The organism is Sphingomonas faeni, from assembly GCF_040407505.1.
GTDB classification, from domain to species: Bacteria; Pseudomonadota; Alphaproteobacteria; order Sphingomonadales; family Sphingomonadaceae; genus Sphingomonas; species Sphingomonas faeni_E.
Genome location: NZ_JAPZPQ010000004.1, coordinates 271,592 through 291,488, shown reverse-complemented (window position 1 = coordinate 291,488; position 19,897 = coordinate 271,592). Strand labels below are relative to the sequence as shown.

Sequence of the window (19,897 nt, the reverse complement as noted above, 5' to 3'; positions counted from 1 at the left end):
GCCCGCATATCCGGGAAGGAGGCCGTACCCATGATCGACAATCTCGCGCTCGGCCTGAGCCACGGGTTGATGATGCTCGCGGCGTTCCTGCTACTCAAGCGGCCCGACCTCGATCGCGAGCCGAGCCCGCACGACACCGCCGATACCAAGCGCAAATCCACCGAGAAACCTCGCCCCGATGCGTGATCTCGCGTTCATCGCCTTCCTGCTCGCGTTCTTCGGAATGGGGTTCAAGCGGCCGTTCCTGCTCGTGCTTGTCTATGTCTATATCGACATCGTCTCGCCGCAGCGGCTGACCTATCTACTGCTCAACAGCGTGCCGATCTCGCTGATCGCGGTCGCGCTGGCGCTCGGCGGATGGATCCTCGCCGACGACAAACGCGACACCCGGGTTGGCGGACGTCAGGTGCTGATCGTGCTGTTGCTGCTCTATTGCTGGGGCACGACGATCGCCGCGGATTTCCCGGTCGAGGCCAAAGAGAAATGGGACTGGGTGTGGAAGGCGCTCGCCTTCGCCGCGTTCCTCCCCCTGACGCTGCGCACGCGCGTGCGGATCGAGGCGTTGCTGCTGTTCATGATCCTCGCCGCATCGTCGATCATCGTCGTCGGCGGGATCAAGACGATCGCCAGCGGCGGCGGTGGTTACGGCCAGCTCAACCTGATGGTCGACAATAATTCAGGCCTGTACGAGGGCAGCACGATCAGCGCGGTCGCGATCGCGATCGTCCCGATCATCATCTGGTTCATGCATCATGGCACGATCTTCCGGCCGGACTGGCGCGTGAAGGCCTATTGCCTCGCGCTCGTCTTCGCCTGCCTGCTGATCCCGGTCGGCACGTCGACGCGCACCGGGCTGCTCTGCATCGGCCTCCTCGCGCTGCTGTCGATCCGCAACGTAAAACGCAAGGTCGCGTATCTGGCGATGCTCGGCGTGCTGGGGCTGGCGGCGATCCCGTTCCTGCCGTCGACCTTCACCAACCGCATGAACACCATCAAGACCTATGACGCGGACGAATCCGCCTCGACGCGGCTCGCGGTGTGGAAATGGACGATCGAATACGCAAAGGCGAACCCGTTCGGCGGGGGCTTCAACGCGTATCTCGGCAACCACATCCGCTATGACCTGAAGACCACGCCCGGCGCAGCCGAGGCCCCCAAGGTCGAGGTCGACAAGGCGCGCGCGTATCACAGCGCCTATTTCGAGATGCTCGGCGAGCAGGGCTATCCCGGCCTTGCGATATGGCTCGCGATCAACCTGATCGGCATCGTCCGCATGGAATTCATACGCCGCCGCTACAGCGATCCGGACGGGGAATTCGCCTGGGCCGGACCGCTTGCAGCGGCATTGCAAAGCGGGCACATCGTCTACCTGCTCGGCGCAGGGTTCATCGCGATCGCCTTCCAGCCGTTCATCTACATGCTGATCGGCGCACAGATCGGCCTCGACACGTATCTGGCGCGCAAGCGGAGCGAGCAATCGTTCCGGCCGATGCGCCGCAGTGCCGTGCCATCTCCGGCGTGACGGATCGCACGCCCGTTCACGAACTGCGCGCGCTGACCGGCGTTCGCGGGATCGCCGCCTGGTTCGTCGTCTTCTATCACATCCGCCTGTCTATCGCGGGGTTGCCGACCGGCGTGCGCGACGTCTTTGCCAAAGGGTACCTGGCGGTCGACTTCTTCTTCCTGCTGTCCGGCTTCGTGATCTGGCTGACCTGGTCCGACCGCATTCGTACCGGCGGCGCGAGAAGCTTTCCGCGCTTCCTGCAAAAACGCATCGCCCGCATCTGGCCTCTGCATCTCGTCACCTTAGGCGGCGCCGTCGCGCTGGCCCTGCTGCTCCGCGCAACCGGCCGCAGCGATCCGCAGTTCGTCTTCTCGGAATTGCCGCTCCACATCCTGCTGCTCCAGAACTGGGGCTTCACGCATCACCTCGCCTGGAACGACCCGGCCTGGTCGATCAGCGCCGAACTGGGCGCGTACCTGCTGTTTCCGGTGCTGGTGATCGCGGTGGACTGGCGGCGTTTGCCGAGCTGGGCATTGCTGGCGATTGCCGGCGGCTTGCTGATCGGCCTGCACCTAGCGATGGACGCGCCGACGCTCGGCACCGACATCCCGCGCTACGGCCTGCTTCGCTGCCTGGTAGAGTTTACGACCGGCAGCATAGTCTGCGCGCTATGGTTGCGCTGGCGTGGCGCGTCGCGAGCGCCGATATGCGCTGCACTGGTTGCCGTGCTTGTCGCAGGAAGCTGTATCGCCGGCGCGCCGGAAACTATGGTCGTTCCGGCACTATTCGCAGCGGTCCTACTTTTGCTGGCATTGACTGCCAACAAGCCGGCCAACCCGTTCGAACTGAGATGGACGCACTATCTCGGCGAGATCAGCTACGCGACCTATCTCAGTCACTTCATTCTCTGGAAGGCGTTCAAACTCGTCTTCGTCAGTGACGCAACGGCAGTATCGCCAACGAAGATCGCGCTGTATCTGGCAATGGTCCTGCTGACCTCGATAGCGCTCTATCATCTAATAGAACGCCCCGCCCAACACTGGCTCAACAGGCTCCCCTCCCTCATGCGGGAGGGGTCGGGGGAGGGGCGTCCGTAACAGGTCGGTGCCCACTCCCCTCCCCTAACCCCTCCCGCAAGCGGAAGGGGAACAGGTCAGTCGACCGGTTCGTCGGCCAGTTCTTCCTCGAGCGCGTCGATGATCGCCTTGTTGAACGCGGGGATGTCATCCGGCTTGCGGCTGGTGATCAAATTGCCGTCGACCACGACCTCCTCGTCCACCACATCCGCGCCCGCATTCTCCAGATCGGTGCGGATCGACGGGAAACTCGTCACGCGACGACCGTCGATCACGTCCGCCTCGGCCAAGAGCCACGGCGCATGGCAGATCGCGGCGATGATCTTGCCGTCTTCCATGAACTCGGTGATGATCTCGATCGCGCGCTCTTCCTGGCGCATCGTGTCGGGATTGGCGACGCCACCCGGCAGCACCAGCGCATCGTAATCGTCGGTATCGACCTCGTCGAGCGTCAGGTCGGGCGTCGCCGTCTCGGCCTTGTTGATGTCGCCCTTCATGCCCTGAATCGGGTCGGTCTTGATCGAGGCAAGCGTTACCTTCGCGCCCGCCGCCTCCAGCGCCTTGCGCGGTTCGAACAGTTCGACGGTCTCGAAACCATCGGCAGCGAGCATCAATACGCGAGCTTGGGAAAGATCGGCCATGTCATGTCTCCAGTGAAATCCCGTGCCCCCTCAACCAAGCGCCACGCGGGTCGTTCCGGAACGATGCGTCCTCCCGAACATTTCCAGACAAGAAGGACCCCCGCATTGCCCATCAAGATCGTGTATTCCGACGACTCCAAACCCGGCATCACCCGCAAGAAGATGCGGAACGGCTGGGGCTATTGGAATGCCAAGGGCGAGCGCATCACCGACCGCGACGAGATCGACCGGCTGAACGCGGTCGGCCTGCCCCCCGCCTACCGCGACGCCTGGTTCTGCCCCAAGCCCAACGGTCATATCCAGGCGGTCGGCTGGGACGAGAAAGGGCGCAAGCAATACCGCTATCACCTCGGCTTCCGCGAAGCACAGGAGGCCGCCAAGTACGAACGCTGCGCCGACTTCGGCCACGCGCTCCCCAAGATCCGCAAGGCGGTCGAGGCTGATCTCCGCAAGCGCTCGCTGACCCGCGAACGCGCGGTCGCCGCCGTCATCCGCCTGCTCGACGGCGGCCACATCCGCATCGGCAACGAAGCCTATGCCGAAGCGAACGAGAGCTTCGGCGCGACCACGCTGCGCAAGCGCCACGGCGAAGTGAAGGGCTCGACGCTGAAACTCCAGTACAGGGGCAAGTCCGGCAAGATGCGGACGCTCAAGATCACCGACCGGTCGCTCAGCAGCTTCGTCAAGAAATGCCAGGACCTCGACGAACAGCATCTGTTCGCGTGGCTCGACGATGCCGGCGTCGCGCACCCGGTCACCTCGACCGACGTCAACTGTTACATCCGCGACGTCACCGGCACAGATTTCACCGCCAAGAATTTTCGGACCTGGGCCGCCAGCGTCGCCGCGTTCGAGGCGCTCGCGTCGGCCGAACGCGACCTCAGCCTCAAGGCGATGCTCGAACCTGTAGTAGCCCGCCTGGGTAACACCCACGCGATCGCGCGGAAGAGCTACGTCCACCCGTCGTTGATCGCGTTGGTGAAGACCGGTCAGTCGACGTTCCGCAAGGCGCTCCGCCTCCCCCGCGCCAAGCGCTACATGAGCCGCGAGGAATGTGGCCTGATCACCTTCCTCGAAGCCGGCACGCCCGCAATTGCCACAATCGAAAAAGCGGCCTGACGAGTATCTCCATGTCCAACACTACCGCCGCCAAACAGCCGATCTTCGACGCCAGCGATGTCGGCGATCACGCGCAGGGCTTCGTCACCGCGAGCTTCGCCTGGGTCCAGGCCTATTGGCTCCAGATCCTGATCGCATTCGGGATCGGCGCGGTCATCGTGATCGTCCTCCACACCGCGCGCCGCTTCGGCAGCAAGCTCTGCGAACGCCCGCGCGCGCTTAACGGCTGGGGCATCGTCGTCGGCAAGGCGATCGCACGCACCGGCAATTTCTTCATCGTCATGCTCGCCGCCAAGCTGGTCGCGGGATACTCCGCCGCCCCCGGCGAAGTCGCGACGACGATCAACTTCCTCTTCACCGTCGCCGCGGTGTTCCAGGCCGCCGTTTGGGTCCGCGAGATCATCCTCGGCGCGATCGAGCACCGTACGCAGTCCGAACATTATTCGGGCGAAGCGTTGCTCTCGGCGATGGGCCTGATCCGCCTGCTCGTCACGTTCGTAGTGTTCGCGGTCGCGCTGGTCGTCGTACTCGACAATCTCGGCGTCAACGTGACCGGCCTCGTTGCAGGTCTCGGCGTCGGCGGCATCGCGATCGGTTTGGCGGCGCAGGGCATCTTCGCCGACCTGTTCGCCGCGCTCGCGATCATCTTCGACCGCCCGTTCCGCCGCGGCGACTCGATCAGCTACGACACCGCCTCGGGCAGCGTCGAGGCGATCGGCCTGAAATCCACGCGCATCCGCGGGATCGACGGCGAGGAGCGCGTGATCTCGAACAAGAACCTCCTCAACAAGGAGATCCTCAACAACACGCAACGCAACCACCGCCGCGCGAAATTCGTCATCGGCGTCACCTATTCGACGCCGCCGGAGGTCTGCTCGCGCATCCCCGCGATGCTGAAGGAGATCGTCGAGGCCAACGACAAGATTTTCACCCGCGCCGGCTTCACAGGCTTCGGCGCGTCGAGCCTCGATTTCGAGGTGCAGTTCGACAGCAAGGGGCCGGATTATGCGAGCTTCTACGATGGCCGGACGGCGGTGGGGATCGCGATTTTGAAACGATTCAACGACGAGAAGATCGAGATCGCGTTCCCGACGCAGGTGAACATGATGGCCGCGCCGGATGGGTCGGTGGTGATGCCGTATCCCGAGGGGCGACGGTCGGATGCGGAAGCAACGCCGGCCTAAGCCCCGTTGCCACTGCTACCTTGTTCTCCCGCGAAGGCGGGAGCCCAGTCTGGATCCCCGCCTTCGCGGGGAAACAATTCTTGCTAGAATACCGTGAAATCACGGCTGCCGAGACAAGCTGGACATGAAGAGCTCATCGCCACGCCCCAACACCACCCCGGCGAAGGCCGGGGCCCAATTGGCAAGGTCGCAGTAACGAAGCGCAACGGTCGTCAGCACCGTTCCCCAATTGGGCCCCGGCCTCCGCCGGGGAGGTGCTCTCTACTTCACCCGTGCGGACGTAGTGTTAGGTTGAGAAGAGACTAGATCCCACCCTCATCCAAAGACAACAACGTCGCATTCCCTCCAGCACTCGTCGTATCCACCGACACCGCCCGCTCCGCACAGAACCGGTACAGATACCGCGGCCCACCAGCCTTAGGCCCGGTCCCCGAAAGCCCCTCGCCCCCAAAAGGCTGAGACCCCACAACCGCCCCGATCATCGACCGGTTGATATACAAATTCCCCACCGCAGCCTCGGACTCGATCACCTCGGCCGCCCGCGCGATACGGCTGTGCAGGCCCATCGTCAGCCCATACCCCTTCGCATTCACCCGAGCGATCGTCTCGCTGAGCTTCCCCGCCTCCCACGTCGCGACATGCAGGATCGGCCCGAACCACTCCTGGTTCAAATCCTCGATCGCCCCGATCCGCACCAGAGTCGGCGGCACGAACAACCCGTCCGCGGGCGCATCGAGCGTCTTGACGATCTTCGCCTTCACGCTCTCGCGATACGCCATCAGCCGGTCATACGCGGCCTGGTCGATCACCGGCCCGACATCGGTCGCGGGATCGCCCGACCGCCCGATCCGCAGCGTCTCCATCGCCCCCGACAGCATCTCGATCACGCCGTCCGCGATATCTTCCTGCACCAGCAGCAAGCGCAACGCCGAGCAACGCTGTCCCGCAGACCGGAACGACGACGCGATCACGTCCGCCACCACCTGCTCGGGCAGCGCGGTGGAATCGACGATCATAGCATTGATCCCGCCGGTCTCCGCGATCAACGGCACGATCGGCCGCGTCTCGTCGTCGAGCAACGACCGCGCGATCTTCCGCGACGTCGCGGTCGATCCGGTGAACGCGACGCCCTGGATGCGCACGTCCGCCGTCAGCGCAGCGCCGACCTCCGGCCCGCCGGTGACGAGCACCAGCGCATCGACCGGCACGCCAGCCTCATGCGCCAGTTCCACCGCACGCGCCGCGATCCGCGGGGTCTGCGGTGCAGGCTTGGCGACGACGGTGTTGCCTGTGACGAGCGCCGCCACCGTCTGGCCGAGGAAGATCGCCAGCGGGAAGTTCCACGGCGCGATCGTCGCCCAGACACCGCGACCCTCGATATGCAGCGTGTTGCGCTCGCCCGTCGGCCCCGGCAGCTCGATCGGATGCAGGTTCAACCGCGCCTGCTGCGCGTAATAGCGACAGAAATCGGCCGCCTCGCGCACCTCGCCGATCGCGTCGCCAATCGTCTTGAACGCCTCCTGCACGCAGATCGCCATCAGTTCGTCGCGATGCTTCTCGAGCAGGTCCGCGAGGCGTTCGAGGCAAGCGGCGCGATCGTCGACCGGCGTGGTCGACCAACCCGGAAACGCCGCGTGCGCACGCGTAATAGCGGCCGCAACGGCATCCCCCTCCCGCAAGCGGGAGGGGGGAATTCACCGCAGCAACCGTCGCCTCCAAAGTCCCCACATCACTCAAATCCAACCCGGCGGAATTCCGGTGCCCCCCAGCCCCGAACAAATCCACCGGCAACGGAATGCTGGGATGCCGCTTCCCTCCGACCGCAGCGATCTTCGCCACAGGATCCGCCAAAATCTCAGCCTCGGTCAGCCGCTCATCCGCCAACTGGTGCACGAAGCTCGAATTCGCCCCATTCTCCAGCAACCGCCGAACCAGATACGCGAGCAGGTCCCGGTGCCCACCAACCGGCGCATAGACCCGGCAATGATAGCCGTTCTCCTGCACCAGCCGCTCGTACAGCCCGTCGCCCATCCCGTGCAGCCGCTGGAACTCGAAGTCGCGCGAGTTGCCCGCCCACTCCATGATCGTCGCGACCGTCAGCGCATTGTGACTCGCAAACGCCGGCCGGATATTCTCCGCGGCCAGCATGTCCTTCGCCACCGCCAGATACGACACGTCGGTCGCCGCCTTGCGCGTGAACAGCGGATAGTCCGCCAGCCCCTCGACCTGCGTCCGCTTGATCTCGCTGTCCCAATACGCGCCCTTCACCAGCCGCACGTTCATCACGCGGTCCAGCCCGTTCGCCCATTCGATCACCGGCCGCGCGCGCTTGCCATAGGCCTGCACCGCCATGCCGAACCCATCCCAGCCCTTCAGCGACGGCAGCCCCGCGACCGTGCCGATGATGTCGAGGCTCATCTCCAGCCGTTCGGATTCCTCCGCGTCGACGGTCAGAGCGATGCCCTTCGACGCCGCCTGCACCGCCAGTGCCTCCAGCATCTCAGTCAGCGCGGGCACGCATTCGCTCCACCGCGCCACCTCGTACCGCGGGTGCAGCGCCGACAGCTTGACCGAGATCGAGTGCCCCGCCGCCGGATCGCGCCCGACCGCATCGACCGCACCGACATATGCCTGGAAGTATCGCTGCGCATCGGCATGCGTCCGCGCCGCCTCGCCGAGCATGTCGAAGCTCGCCGTGAAGCCCTTGTTCTCCGGCCGCCGCATCCGCTTCATCGCCTCGTCGATGGTACGACCCATCACGAAGATCTCGCCCATCATCTTCATTGCCGCGCCGACCGCCTGTCGCACGAACGGCTCGCCCGCGCGGCTGATCAGGCGCCGCAGCGGCCCGGTCGATCCCTCGCCGACCAGCACGCGGCCGACCACCAGCCCCCAGGTCGCCGAATTGACGAGCTTCGAATTCGATTTGCCCGCATGCGCGCGCCAGTCAGCATCGCCCAGCTTGTCCGCGATCAGCAGATCCGCGGTCTCGGGATCGGGCACGCGCAGGAACGCCTCCGCCAGCGACAGCAACGCGACGCCTTCCGACGAATTCAGTCGATATTCCTGGAGGAACTGGTTCACCCAGCCCTTGCTCTGCGCCGCCCGCAGGTCCGCGAGCAGGCCCAGCGCGTGCCCCATCACCCGCTCGCGCGAATCCGAATCGAGCGCGGCGCGGTCCAGCAGCGGTTTTAGAACATCGGGTTCGCTCGCGCGGTACAGCTTTGCCATGATATCGCGGGCATTGGACGTTACGGCAGTCGACATTTTCCAGCTTCCGGTTGGGTGAGGCTTGCGATCCGCTCGCCTGTACGCCTAGAGACATTCCAGCGCTTAGCGCCAAATGAGCTTTGAGGGGAATGCCGTGGCGACGATCACCACCGCGCAGATGCAGCAGCGCATCGGCACCGAGACGGTCTCCGACTGGGTCGAGGTCACGCAAGACATGATCGACAAGTTCGCCGACGCGACCGGCGATCACCAGTTCATCCACATCGACCCGGTCCGCGCGGCACAGACCCCGTTCGGCGGCACGATCGCGCACGGCTTCCTGACGCTGTCGCTGATGCCGCTGCTGTCGTCGAAGGTGCCCGACGCGACGACCATCGAAGGCGCGAAGATGGGCGTCAATTATGGCGGCAACTCGGTCCGCTTCCTGACCCCCGTCCGCTCCGGCTCGAAAGTCCGCGGCCGCTTCAAGCTGCTCTCGTTCGACGAGAAGCGTCCCGGCCAGTGGCAGCAGACCAACGCGTTTTCGGTCGAGATCGAAGGCCAGGAAAAGCCCGCCCTGATCGCCGAATGGATCAGCCAAGTGTTCGTTTGAAACTAATTCCCCTCCCGCTTGCGGGAGGGGTCAGGGGAGGGTCCGAGATAGCCGCGATTGCGCCGGCCACTCTGGCCACCCCCTCCCCCAACCCCTCCCGCAAGCGGGAAGGGAGCAGATAAGGATAAAATACATGCGTTCAGCCGTCATCGTCTCCACCGCCCGCACCCCCATCGGCCGCGCCTATCGCGGCGGCTTCAACAACACCCCCGCCCCCACGCTCGCCTCGCATTCGATCAAGGCCGCGGTCGAGCGGGCCGGCATCGATGGCGCGGAAGTCGACGACGTCGTCTTCGGCTGCGCGCTCCAGCAAGGTCATCAGGCCGGGAACATCGCCCGCACGTCGTTGCTACGCGCCGGGCTCCCGGTCACCGTCTCGGGCATGTCGGTCGACCGCCAGTGCGCGTCCGGCCTCATGGCGATCGCCACCGCCGCCAAGCAGATCATCACCGACAACATGGACATCACGATCGGCGGCGGCGTCGAGAGCATCAGCCTCGTCCAGACCCCGCAGATGCGCGTCGCGCCCGATCCCCAGCTGATCGCGATGCACAAGGACGTCTACATGCCGATGCTGCAGACCGCCGAGGTCGTCGCCAAGCGCTACGGCATCAGCCGCGATGCGATGGACGCCTACGCACTGCAGTCGCAGCAGCGCACCGCCGCCGCGCAGGCCGCCGGCTATTTCGATGCCGAGATCATCCCCGTCGACGCCAACATGGCCATCGTCAACAAGGAGACGAAGGAGGTCACGTACAAGGACGTGACGATCACCAAGGACGAGGGCAACCGCGCCGACACCACGCTGGAAGGCCTCCAGTCGCTCAAGCCGGTAATGGGCCCCGACTTCACCATCACCGCGGGCAACGCATCGCAGCTGTCGGACGGCTCGTCGTCGTCGGTGTTGATGGAAGAGAAGATCGCCTCGCAGCGCGGTCTCCAGCCGCTCGGTCGCTATGTCGGCATGGCGGTCGGCGGCACCGAGCCCGACGAGATGGGCATCGGCCCGGTGGTGGCGATCCCCAAGCTGCTCAAGCGCTTCGGCCTGAAGATGGACGATATCGGCCTGTGGGAGCTGAACGAGGCGTTCGCGGTGCAGGTCCTGTACTGCCGCGACAACCTCGGCATCCCCGACGAGCTGCTCAACGTCAGCGGCGGCGCGATCTCGATCGGCCACCCCTACGGCATGACCGGCGCCCGCGCGACCGGCCACGCGCTGATCGAAGGCAAGCGTCGCGGCGCAAAGTATGTCGTGGTCACGATGTGCGTCGGCGGCGGCATGGGCGCAGCCGGGTTGTTCGAAGTACTGTAACCTTGCAAGGTATCCGGCAAAGGGATATTTAGAGTTCGGCGAAGGACATTCTCGCCTTTCTGGGAGCCTCGGCCGTGTCAGCGGCCGGGGCTCTAATACGTTTGGGGCTCGAGTGTCAGCCCGAACCCCGCCCGTGTGCTTATCCTCGACGTGCCACTTCGATTATCTTCACGACCAAGGTCGCAAAGGCGAAGAGCACGCCTAGTATCAGACACAGATCGGTGAGAGACATTCTCGATCCTTTCTGGTCGACAGCAGAACTGCTGCCGTCCTCACCATGGCGCGTCGCATGCGCTTTCACCAAGCGGCATCGCGTGCGCCGATCGGCCGTCCCCGCGCAACCAACCCCCGCCCCACCCGTTCTCAGTGGCAATCCATGCCAATAGGAGAATGACGATGGCCGACAAGGATACCCCGCAGGAAGTCGCAGCGAAGTTCATCGAGAAGCTGAAGGCCAGCCCGTTCGTGATGATCGGCCTTAACGACGGCCAGCATTCCGAGCCGATGACCGCGCAGATCGACGACGATCAGCCCAACACGCTGTTCTTCTTCGCTGGCCGCGACAACCGCATCGCCAAGGGCGGCGCGGCGATGGCGCAGTTCGTCGGCAAGGGCCATGATTTCTTCGCGTGCATGGCCGGCGACGTCTCGACGTCGAACGACCGCACGCAGATCGACAAGCTCTGGAACAACCAGGTCGAGGCATGGTTTCCGGGCGGCAAGGAAGACCCCAACCTGACGCTGCTGCGCTTCGACATCGACAGCGCCGAGTTGTGGGAAACCGACATCTCGATCGGCGGCCGCCTCAAGATGCTGTTCGGCGGCACGATCCGCTCGGACGAATCGAGCAGCCACGCGGTGGTGAACTCGATCGCCTGATCTAATTGTGGGCAGCCCGTGGAGGGCTGCCCATTCTCTTTACCCGTGCGCGGTAATGAACTCTTCCACTACCGGTGCGATCTTCTCCCGCCAGCGCGTGCCGTTGAAGATGCCGTAATGGCCAGCACCCTCCGCCATGAGGTAGCGCTTCTTCTCGTTGGGTAGCGCAGTCGCCAGTGTCAGCGCCGCCTTGGTCTGGCCCAAGCCCGAAATGTCGTCGCGCTCACCCTCGACCGCGAGCAGACCGATATCGGTGATCGCCGCCGGATCGACCAGCCGTCCACGATGCGTCATGATCCCCCGCGGCAGCGCATGGTTCTGGAACACGACGTCGATCGTCTGGAGATAGAATTCCGCAGTCATGTCGCAGACCGAGCGGTATTCCTCGTAGAAATCCTGGCTCTGCGACGCGCTCTCGCCATCGCCCTGGACAAGATGCTTATACATCTCCCAATGCGAGACCATGTGGTTGCCCAGATTCATCGACATGAATCCGGCAAGCTGCAGGAAGCCGGGATACACTTTCCGACCCGCACCCGGATAATTGCCCGGGACGGTCGCGATGACGTTCTGCTCGAACCACGCATGCGGCCGCTCGGTCGCCAGCGTGTTGACCGCGGTCGGGGCTTCGCGCGTGTCGACGGGACCACCCATCATCGTCAACGTCTTCGGGCGGCACGGGTTCTTGTCCGCGCTCATCAACGCGATAGCAGCGTAGCAGGGAACCGAGGGTTGGCAGACGGCCAGCATGTGCGTGCCCCCCTGCCCCTCATTCGCGCCGATCGTCTCCAGATATTCGATCAGATAGTCGATGTAATCGTCGAGATCGAACCGCCCGGCCGACAGCGGCACGCTGCGCGCATCGCGCCAGTCGGTGATGTAGACGTCCGCGAACGGCAACATCCGCTCTACGGTCCCACGCAGCAACGTCGCATAATGGCCCGACATCGGCGCGACGATCAGCAACTTCGGACCACCCTCGACGCCCTCGCGCACGAACCGCTTCAGCTGCCCGAAGTCCTTCCGCAGCACGATCTCCTCGCGGACCGCGACCTCGCGGCCGTCGATCGTCGTCGTGTCGAGCCCGAACGCCGGCTTGCCGCGAGTAGCATTCGCGTGTGCGAACACTTCGAGCGCCGATGCGACCACCGTGCCGCCGCCCAAATAGGCGAACGGGTTTGCCGGATTGTTGAGCATATCCGCGCCGAAGCTCGCCATCTTGCTGGCGCCGGCCATCATCGAACGTTGGAATTCATAGGCATCGTAGAGCATGCGGTATCCTCTCGCCTCATCGGGCTTTGCACGGTGGTAACGCAATTTTGCCGCAGTGCAACGCGCGATCGATCGCCGCTCCGTCCCGCGCGACCGGATCACCGCTCTCGGCGACGCCCGGTTCTCGTTGAGCGCCACCCCCGCCGCTGCTAGGCACCGCGCATGGCCAAGCCGATACCCGAAGAGAAGACGTCCCGCCGGATCGGCGATCTTGCGATGGTATGGCGTCACGCCTCCCAATATCCTCGCCAGATCGCGTTCGCGGGGCTCGCGCTGATGATGACCTCGGCCGCGACGATCGGCATCCCATACGGATTCAAGCGCGTGATCGACCGCGGCTTCGGCCCCGGTGCAGGCGGGTCGGTCGCCAACTCGTTCCACTATTTGCTGATGATCGTCGTGGTGCTCGCGCTCGCGACCGCGGTGCGCTTCTATTACGTGTCGTGGCTAGGCGAGCGCGTCGTCGCGGACATCCGCATCAACGTGCAGCGCCACCTGCTCCGCCTGACGCCGCGCTTCTTCGAAGAGAACCGCCCGTCCGAGATTGCCTCGCGCCTCACGTCGGATACTGCGCTGATCGAACAGGTCGTCGGCAGCACGGTGTCGATCGCGCTGCGCAACACGTTCACCGGCATCGGTGGGCTGATCTACCTGTTCGCGATCTCGCCGAAGCTTGCGGGCATGCTGATGATCGGCATCCCGCTGATCATCCTGCCGATCGCGCTGCTCGGCAAGCGCGTCCGCAATTACTCGCGCACCTCGCAGGACCGCGTCGCCGATGTCGGCTCGATCGCCACCGAGACGCTCGGCGCGATGAAGGTCGTGCAGGCATTCGGGCAGGAAGACCGTGAGGCGATCCGATTTGGAGACGCCGTGGCCGCGACCTTCGCCGCTGCTCGCGCGCGGATTATGTTGCGGGCGGTGATGACTGCGATCGTCATAGGGCTCGTGTTCGGGTCGATCACATTGGTCCTGTGGGAAGGTGCGATCGACGTCGCCGCCGGCCGCATCAGCGGTGGCGCGATCGCCGCGTTCGTCCTGACCGGAGGGATTGTCGCGGGCGCGTTCGGCGCGCTGACAGAAGTCTATGGCGACCTGTTGCGCGGCGCCGGTGCGGCCGGACGCCTGTCCGAGTTGCTCCGCGAAAAGCCCGAGATCGCCGCGCCCGCCAACCCGGTTGCCCTGCCCCAGCCGCCACGCGGCGCGCTCGCGTTCGAGGGCGTGCAGTTCCACTACCCGACGCGGCGCGACGTCGCGGCCCTCAACGGCTTCTCGCTCGACGTGAAGCCGGGCGAGACGGTCGCCGTCGTCGGCCCCTCGGGCGCAGGCAAGACTACCCTCTTCCAGTTGGTCCAGCGCTTCTACGATCCCGACGCCGGCCGCGTGACGCTCGACGGCATCGACCTGCGCGACGCCGACCCGGCGGAAGTCCGCGCCCGCATCGCGATGGTCCCGCAGGAGACGATCATCTTCGGCGCCTCGGCCCGCGACAATCTCCGCTACGGCGACTGGTCCGCGACCGACGACCAGCTCTGGGCCGCCGCCGAAGCCGCCAACGCCGCTGAGTTCCTGCGCAAGCTTCCCGAGGGACTCGACACGTTCCTCGGCGAAGGCGGCGCTCGGCTGTCGGGCGGCCAGCGCCAGCGCGTGACGATCGCCCGCGCGCTGCTTCGCGATGCACCGATCCTGCTGCTCGACGAGGCGACTAGTGCGCTCGATGCGGAAAGCGAACGGCTCGTGCAGGAAGCGCTCGAACGGCTCATGGCGAACCGCACCACGCTGGTCATCGCGCACCGCCTCGCCACCGTGCGTGCGGCCGAGCGGATCATCGTGATGAGCGACGGACAGATCGTCGAAGAGGGCTCGCACGCGTCGCTGATGACCAACAGCGGGCTCTACGCGCGGCTCGCCAGCCTGCAGTTCAACGAGGCCGCCTAGACCTTCTTGGGCTTGGGTTTCTTCGGTTTCGGCATCGGCAATTCGGCGGTCGAGATGCGGACGAGTTCGGCGAGCCACTCCGCATCGTCCCAGCGATCCGCATCGACCAACAGGCACGGTTTCGCGCCCGGATACGGCGGCGCCTCGTCGATCGCCCCTGCGAACGCGCGGCCGCCCGGTGTCGGTTTAACGAAGAGCTGCTCGTCACAGATCAGCGCGACCATCCTGCCGTCGCAATAGACGCCGTATTCGCCGAACATCGGCTTTGCGGAGACCTCCCCCGCCGCGGCGAGCTGGTCGACGATGAATGCGACGGTTTTTGGATCGGATGCCATATTGTGATCCTCGCAGATCGGCACGACGATAGCGAGGCGCATGCCGCGACGGCGTTTCGCTTGCGATGCCATGACAGCGAGCGCAAACTCCTCGAAAGAGGAGATGGGTATGCGCGACTTCGACATCGTCATCTACGGCGCGACCGGGTTCACCGGGCGGCTCGTGGCGGAGTATCTCGTCCAGACCTATCTCACCGGTGTTCGGTGGGCGATGGCCGGGCGCTCGCTATCGAAGTTGCAGGAGGTCCGCGACCTGATCGACGCGCCTGCCGAAACGGCGCTGATCGCTGCCGACTCCGACGATCCCGCCAGCCTCCGCGCGATGGCCGAGCGTGCCACCGTCGTCATCTCGACGGTCGGACCGTACCAACTGTACGGCTCCAACCTCGTTGCCGTCTGCGCCGCGACCGGCACCGGGTATGTCGACCTGTGCGGCGAGCCCGCGTGGATGCGCCACATGATCGACGCGCACGAAGGCGAAGCGACGCGGACCGGAGCGCGGATCGTGTTCTCCTGCGGCTTCGACTCGATCCCGTTCGATCTCGGCGTACTGACGTTGCAGGAGGCGGCGAAGGCCAAATACGGCATCCCCGCGCCCCGCGTGAAAGGCCGCGTGCGCAAAATGCAGGGGACGTTCTCGGGCGGTACCGCGGCCAGCCTCAAGGCGACGCTCGCTGCCGCCGCGCGCGATCCCGGCATCGTCAAGCTGCTGACCAGTCCGTTCGCGCTCACCCCCGGCTTCCAGGGACCACATCAGCCGACTGGGCTGCTCCCCGAATACGACACGACCATCTCGGCCTGGGTCGCGCCGTTCGTGATGGCGCCGATCAACACCAAGAACGTCCACCGCACCAATTTCCTGCTCGGCGAGGCCTATGGTGCGGACTTCGTCTATGACGAGATGATGGTCGCAGGGCTGGGCGATCTCGGCAAGGTCGCGGCCGAGGCGATCGCCAAGTTCAATCCGTTCTCGGGCGACAAGGGGCCGAAACCCGGCGAAGGCCCGTCGAAGGAGGAGCGCGATGCCGGCCATTACGACCTGCTGTTCGCGGGCATCATGCCCGATGGCGAGCGGATCGACGCGGTCGTCACCGGCGACCGCGATCCCGGCTATGGCTCGACCAGCAAGATGATCGCCGAGGCGGCGTTGTGCCTCGTCCAGGACGTGGAGGGCGATGGCGGGATCTGGACACCGGGTGCACTGATGGGGGCGAAGTTGCGCGATCGGCTGGTGGCGAAGGCGGGGCTTACCTTCACGGTCGGGTGATCAACCGCGGAAGAACCGCGTGGCGATCCAGGCGATCAGCACCGACACGATGATCGCGATCGGCACAGCGAGACGTCGGCGTCGCTCGACGGCCGCATAATGCGCGTCGAGATCGAAATAGAAGCGGCCTTGTGCGGTTTCGCGGACGGTGCCGTTTGCGCGCAGCCGATCGAACGTCGCCTGCTCCCGAGCACCACGCGGTAGGAAGGCGATCGCATCGTCGGGTCCGATCGCATGTCGTGCCAGAAACAGTGCCGGGATGACTCCGCGGATCCGATGCGGACGCAACGCCATTGGCACGCCGGATGGGCTCGGATTTACCGGCGATAGCTTATTCGGCAAGCGCGAAGACAGTCGCCGCCGCCGCAACGCTTGCCGCAACGCCCGATACCCCGACGATCGCTGCTGCACGTAGTCGCACCGAAGCGCGAAATGCGCCGAGCTTTCGCGCATCTAGATGATAGCGCCCGGCCCCGTCGTCGACGATCGCGCCAAAGACCCGAAGTTGGCGAAATATCCGCGCGTCCTTCGCGACATAGGCGATTGCACGATCAGCCGACGTGGCCCGTGCCGCAACGAAATCCTTGACGATCCGTCGACGCGATCGGCCTAGAATAAGTCCCCGCATACTCTCCCCCCCGCGCCGATCTCGCATAGCGCGGGGGGTTTGCGCAAATCCTAACGTCGCTTGCCTTGATGGCGGATGTTCGCCGGGCGACCACGTCGCTTGATCTCGCGCACCGGCTTGCGGCCGCCCCGTGAAGGCTGTGCGGCCCCCTTTCCCTCGGGCATCTCGAAGCGGAGGGCACCCGACACCGGGTTCGCCTCTGCCAGCCGCAACTCCAGTGTCTGCCCCTGCGCGAAGACATCGCCGCTATGCTCGCCGGTCAGCGTCCGCGCGCCCTCGTCGAAGCGGAAATATTCGCCACCCAGATCGCGCACCGGCATCAGGCCATCGCCACCGATCCCCTCGACCGTCGCGAAGAACCCGAAATTGGTCACGCCGGTGATCCGCACGTCCATCACCTGGCCGACGCGCTCCGACAGGAACGCCGCGACATAGCGATCGGTGGTGTCGCGCTCGGCCTCCATCGCGCGGCGCTCCAGCCGGCTGATGATCTCGCCGACCGACTCCATGTTGGCCGCATCGTCCGCCGGCAACCCACCCTCGCCAAGACCGTAGGCGGACACCAGCGAGCGATGGACGAGCAAATCGGCATAGCGCCGGATTGGCGACGTGAAATGCGCGTAACTGCCGAGACTGAGGCCGAAATGCCCGTGGTTGCCGGGCGCGTAATAGGCCTGGGTCTGGGTGCGAAGGATCTGCTCCATCACCTGCGGGCGGAAGTCCGCTTCGCCGATCCGCTCGATAATGTGGTTGAACGTCGCGGGACGAACGACCTGCCCGAGCGCGAACGGCACGTCGAAGGTCTCGAGATACTCCTTGAGCGCCGCCAGTTTCTCGCGGCTCGGCGGCTCGTGGATGCGGTACATCACCGGCGCCTTCTTCGCCTCCAGCGCCTTGGCGGCGGCGACATTGGCAGCGATCATGTAATCCTCGATCAGCCGGTGTGCATCGAGCCGTTCGCGCGGCGACACCGACATGATCCGTCCCTGCTCGTCGAGCACCACGCGGCGCTCCGGCAGGTCGAGATCGAGCGGCGCACGAGCATCACGCGCCTTGGCCAGCGCGTGCCAGCAAGCCCAGAGCGGCTGTAGCACGCCCAACATATCTCCCCTCCCGTCTACGGGAGGGGTCGGGGGAGGGGCTGGCTGACTTATAACCGGGTCGAGCGCGGCACCGCCCTCCCCCGCCCCCTCCCGCAAGACGGGAGGGGAGGAGGCGTCGATGATCGCCTGCGCCTCCTCATACGCAAGGTTCGCTGCGATCCGCACGACCGCGCGTGTGAAGCGCCACGACTTAAGCGAGCCGTCCTTGCCGATCCGCAGATGGCACGCGAGCGCTGCGCGATCCGCACCCTCCTTCAGCGAACACACCTCTGCCGACAGGATCTCAGGCAGCATCGGCACTACGCGGTCGGGAAAATACACCGAGTTCCCGCGCCGCCGCGCCTCGCGGTCGACCTCGGACTTCGGCCGCACGTAGAAGCTGACATCGGCGATCGCGACGATCGCCTTCCAGCCGCCGGCATTTGTTGGATCGTCGTCCGCCTCCGCCCAGACGGCGTCGTCGTGATCGCGCGCATCTTCTGGGTCGATCGCGACGATCGGCAGGTCGCGCAGATCTTCACGCCCCTCCCCCAACGGCAGCTTCGAGACCCGCTCCGCTTCTTCGAGCGCCTCCTGCGAGAACACGTCCGGGATGCCGAGCTTGTGGATCGCGATGAGTGAGAAGCTGCGGGCTGCGAACGGATCACCCAGCTTCTGCACGACACGGGCGGCGATCTTCGGTGGTTTCCCCCCCAGTTCTGCCAGCACGAGATCGCCCGGTGCCGCACCACCGGCATCCGCCACCGCAAACTCACGTCGCTCTCGCTTGTCGACACCCGTTAGCCAGAGCCGCCCGGCCTCTTCGCGCAAAACGCCCAGGACCTGCTCGGACGCCGGCGCGAGCACCTTCATCGGATGCGCGATCCAGCCGTTTCCGGCCTCCTCGGTCCGCGCGAGGATTCGCTCGCCGACACCAAGCGCACCGCGCTTCCGCTCGCGCACGCGCAGACGCGGCGGCGGCACGCCCTCCGCCTCCCAGCGCTCCGGGACCGCCCAGACGTTGCCGCCGTCATCGACATCGGCGATCCGCAGCACCGTCACCTTCGGGATGCCGCCCATCTTGTGGAACGCGCGACCGGGCGCGCTGTCGATCAACCCCTCATCGGCCATATCCTTGAGCAACGCTTTGAGCCCGATCTTGTCCTGGGCGCTGAGCCCGAAGCCCTTGGCGATCTCGCGCTTGCCCGCGGGCACGTCGGAAGTGGCGATGAAGTCGAGGATCTGCTCGCGCGTCGGAAGACCGGCTTTTGGTTTGTACATCGCACACAGATAAGCATGCCAACTCGTTCCGTCACCCCGGCTTCACTCGGACCGACAGCATCCGAAAGGAATGGCAGATGATTTATCCGGTACGGAATCGGCGCTCCAAACTCCCTTAGACCGTAAGGACAGTCCTCCATTTTTGAGCAATCGGTACGCTATTTTCGACTTTAGGGCTTGCAACCGGTCCAGATCGGCATAGTCTACTGAAAACATTGAAGGAGAGGCATGATGGCGACGTCCCTGAAGCTCGAGGCGGATCCAGAGGACAAGAACCTCGTAATCCTCCAAAGCCTCATTTGCCTGCTGCGCGAGAAGAACGTCCTGTCGCGCGCGGACATCGAAGAGTTATGCGACAAGGTCCAGGCACGCGTCGCCAATCACGACAGCGATCCGCTACCCTGCCAAATGGATGGTGCGCGCGCCGCAGCAACCGAAGTCGCGCAGATCGGCGACTATATCGGACGTAAATATGGCGGGAAGCATCGTCGCGTGGTGTGATGCCCGGACTAGTCGTCAAGCCCAGCAAAGACGATCGATTGTGCGATAGCGTTGC

17 protein-coding genes and 1 pseudogene are annotated in these 19,897 nt (G+C 65.1%); 11 read left to right on the top strand and 7 right to left on the bottom strand.

Features of this window, described 5'->3' with window-relative positions; translation table 11 throughout:
- The first annotated feature begins 30 nt into the window (after window positions 1–30).
- The 3 genes from O6X71_RS14545 to O6X71_RS14535 are packed head-to-tail and all read left to right on the top strand — an operon-like array spanning window position 31 to window position 2,601.
- Window positions 31–186, top strand: a complete 156-nt coding sequence (locus O6X71_RS14545; protein ID WP_353466455.1) for a hypothetical protein — start codon at window positions 31–33, stop codon at window positions 184–186.
- A complete protein-coding gene (locus O6X71_RS14540) occupies window positions 179–1,522 on the top strand; it encodes a putative O-glycosylation ligase, exosortase A system-associated (protein WP_353466454.1) in 1,344 nt (447 codons plus the stop codon). The genes O6X71_RS14545 and O6X71_RS14540 overlap by 8 nt, the downstream gene beginning before the upstream one ends.
- On the top strand, window positions 1,519–2,601 hold the full coding sequence (locus tag O6X71_RS14535) for an acyltransferase family protein (protein ID WP_353466453.1): 1,083 nt from the start codon (window positions 1,519–1,521) through the stop codon (window positions 2,599–2,601). The genes O6X71_RS14540 and O6X71_RS14535 overlap by 4 nt, the downstream gene beginning before the upstream one ends.
- A gap of 56 nt (window positions 2,602–2,657) precedes the next feature.
- Here O6X71_RS14535 and O6X71_RS14530 read toward each other — a convergent pair whose 3' ends face one another.
- Window positions 2,658–3,221 (bottom strand): type 1 glutamine amidotransferase domain-containing protein, encoded by a 564-nt coding sequence (locus O6X71_RS14530; protein ID WP_056065353.1) that lies wholly within the window; start codon window positions 3,219–3,221, stop codon window positions 2,658–2,660.
- A gap of 162 nt (window positions 3,222–3,383) precedes the next feature.
- Here O6X71_RS14530 and O6X71_RS14525 point away from each other — a divergent pair, with 162 nt between their 5' ends.
- Both O6X71_RS14525 and O6X71_RS14520 read left to right on the top strand, forming a co-directional pair.
- Window positions 3,384–4,340, top strand: coding sequence for a DNA topoisomerase IB (locus O6X71_RS14525; RefSeq protein ID WP_353466569.1), 957 nt, complete (start codon window positions 3,384–3,386; stop codon window positions 4,338–4,340).
- 11 nt (window positions 4,341–4,351) lie between these two features.
- Window positions 4,352–5,524, top strand: coding sequence for a mechanosensitive ion channel family protein (locus O6X71_RS14520; RefSeq protein WP_353466452.1), 1,173 nt, complete (start codon window positions 4,352–4,354; stop codon window positions 5,522–5,524).
- A gap of 302 nt (window positions 5,525–5,826) precedes the next feature.
- Here the strand turns inward: O6X71_RS14520 and O6X71_RS20970 are convergent.
- Window positions 5,827–8,755, bottom strand: a pseudogene (locus tag O6X71_RS20970) (L-glutamate gamma-semialdehyde dehydrogenase).
- Window positions 8,756–8,912: 157 nt separating this feature from the next.
- Here O6X71_RS20970 and O6X71_RS14505 point away from each other — a divergent pair.
- From O6X71_RS14505 to O6X71_RS14495, 3 genes are all read left to right on the top strand, one after another.
- Window positions 8,913–9,347: a MaoC family dehydratase gene (locus O6X71_RS14505; protein ID WP_435368495.1), complete on the top strand. Its 435-nt coding sequence runs from the start codon at window positions 8,913–8,915 to the stop codon at window positions 9,345–9,347.
- A gap of 133 nt (window positions 9,348–9,480) precedes the next feature.
- Window positions 9,481–10,659, top strand: coding sequence for an acetyl-CoA C-acyltransferase (locus O6X71_RS14500; RefSeq protein WP_056490984.1), 1,179 nt, complete (start codon window positions 9,481–9,483; stop codon window positions 10,657–10,659).
- 396 nt (window positions 10,660–11,055) lie between these two features.
- Entirely contained in the window at window positions 11,056–11,538 is a 483-nt protein-coding gene (locus tag O6X71_RS14495) for a pyridoxamine 5'-phosphate oxidase family protein (protein ID WP_353466449.1), read from the top strand.
- A gap of 39 nt (window positions 11,539–11,577) precedes the next feature.
- On the opposite strand, the gene O6X71_RS14490 is transcribed toward O6X71_RS14495, so the two are convergent.
- Window positions 11,578–12,810: a polyhydroxyalkanoate depolymerase gene (locus O6X71_RS14490; protein WP_353466447.1), complete on the bottom strand. Its 1,233-nt coding sequence runs from the start codon at window positions 12,808–12,810 to the stop codon at window positions 11,578–11,580.
- Between the two features lie 162 nt (window positions 12,811–12,972).
- Here O6X71_RS14490 and O6X71_RS14485 point away from each other — a divergent pair, with 162 nt between their 5' ends.
- Window positions 12,973–14,748 carry an ABC transporter transmembrane domain-containing protein gene (locus tag O6X71_RS14485; protein ID WP_353466446.1) on the top strand — a complete coding sequence of 592 codons (1,776 nt, stop codon included), beginning with the start codon at window positions 12,973–12,975 and terminating at the stop codon, window positions 14,746–14,748.
- On the opposite strand, the gene O6X71_RS14480 is transcribed toward O6X71_RS14485, so the two are convergent.
- The gene (locus O6X71_RS14480) at window positions 14,745–15,125 is read right to left on the bottom strand and encodes a TfoX/Sxy family protein (RefSeq protein ID WP_353466445.1); all 381 of its coding nucleotides are present in this window, start codon (window positions 15,123–15,125) and stop codon (window positions 14,745–14,747) included. The two genes, O6X71_RS14485 and O6X71_RS14480, sit on opposite strands and share 4 nt — an antisense overlap.
- Before the next feature lie 67 nt (window positions 15,126–15,192).
- Here O6X71_RS14480 and O6X71_RS14475 point away from each other — a divergent pair, with 67 nt between their 5' ends.
- Complete coding sequence (locus tag O6X71_RS14475) at window positions 15,193–16,350, top strand: saccharopine dehydrogenase family protein (protein ID WP_353466444.1); 1,158 nt, start codon at window positions 15,193–15,195, stop codon at window positions 16,348–16,350.
- Here O6X71_RS14475 and O6X71_RS14470 read toward each other — a convergent pair whose 3' ends face one another.
- The 3 genes from O6X71_RS14470 to O6X71_RS14460 are packed head-to-tail and all read right to left on the bottom strand — an operon-like array spanning window position 16,351 to window position 19,341.
- On the bottom strand, window positions 16,351–16,644 hold the full coding sequence (locus O6X71_RS14470) for a hypothetical protein (protein WP_353466443.1): 294 nt from the start codon (window positions 16,642–16,644) through the stop codon (window positions 16,351–16,353).
- A gap of 37 nt (window positions 16,645–16,681) precedes the next feature.
- On the bottom strand, window positions 16,682–16,978 hold the full coding sequence (locus O6X71_RS14465) for a hypothetical protein (RefSeq protein ID WP_353466442.1): 297 nt from the start codon (window positions 16,976–16,978) through the stop codon (window positions 16,682–16,684).
- A 50-nt stretch (window positions 16,979–17,028) separates the two neighbouring features.
- Window positions 17,029–19,341 (bottom strand): ribonuclease R family protein, encoded by a 2,313-nt coding sequence (locus O6X71_RS14460; RefSeq protein ID WP_353466441.1) that lies wholly within the window; start codon window positions 19,339–19,341, stop codon window positions 17,029–17,031.
- A gap of 231 nt (window positions 19,342–19,572) precedes the next feature.
- Here O6X71_RS14460 and O6X71_RS14455 point away from each other — a divergent pair, with 231 nt between their 5' ends.
- The gene (locus O6X71_RS14455; RefSeq protein ID WP_435368492.1) at window positions 19,573–19,842 is read left to right on the top strand and encodes a hypothetical protein; all 270 of its coding nucleotides are present in this window, start codon (window positions 19,573–19,575) and stop codon (window positions 19,840–19,842) included.
- The last annotated feature ends 55 nt before the right edge of the window (window positions 19,843–19,897 follow it).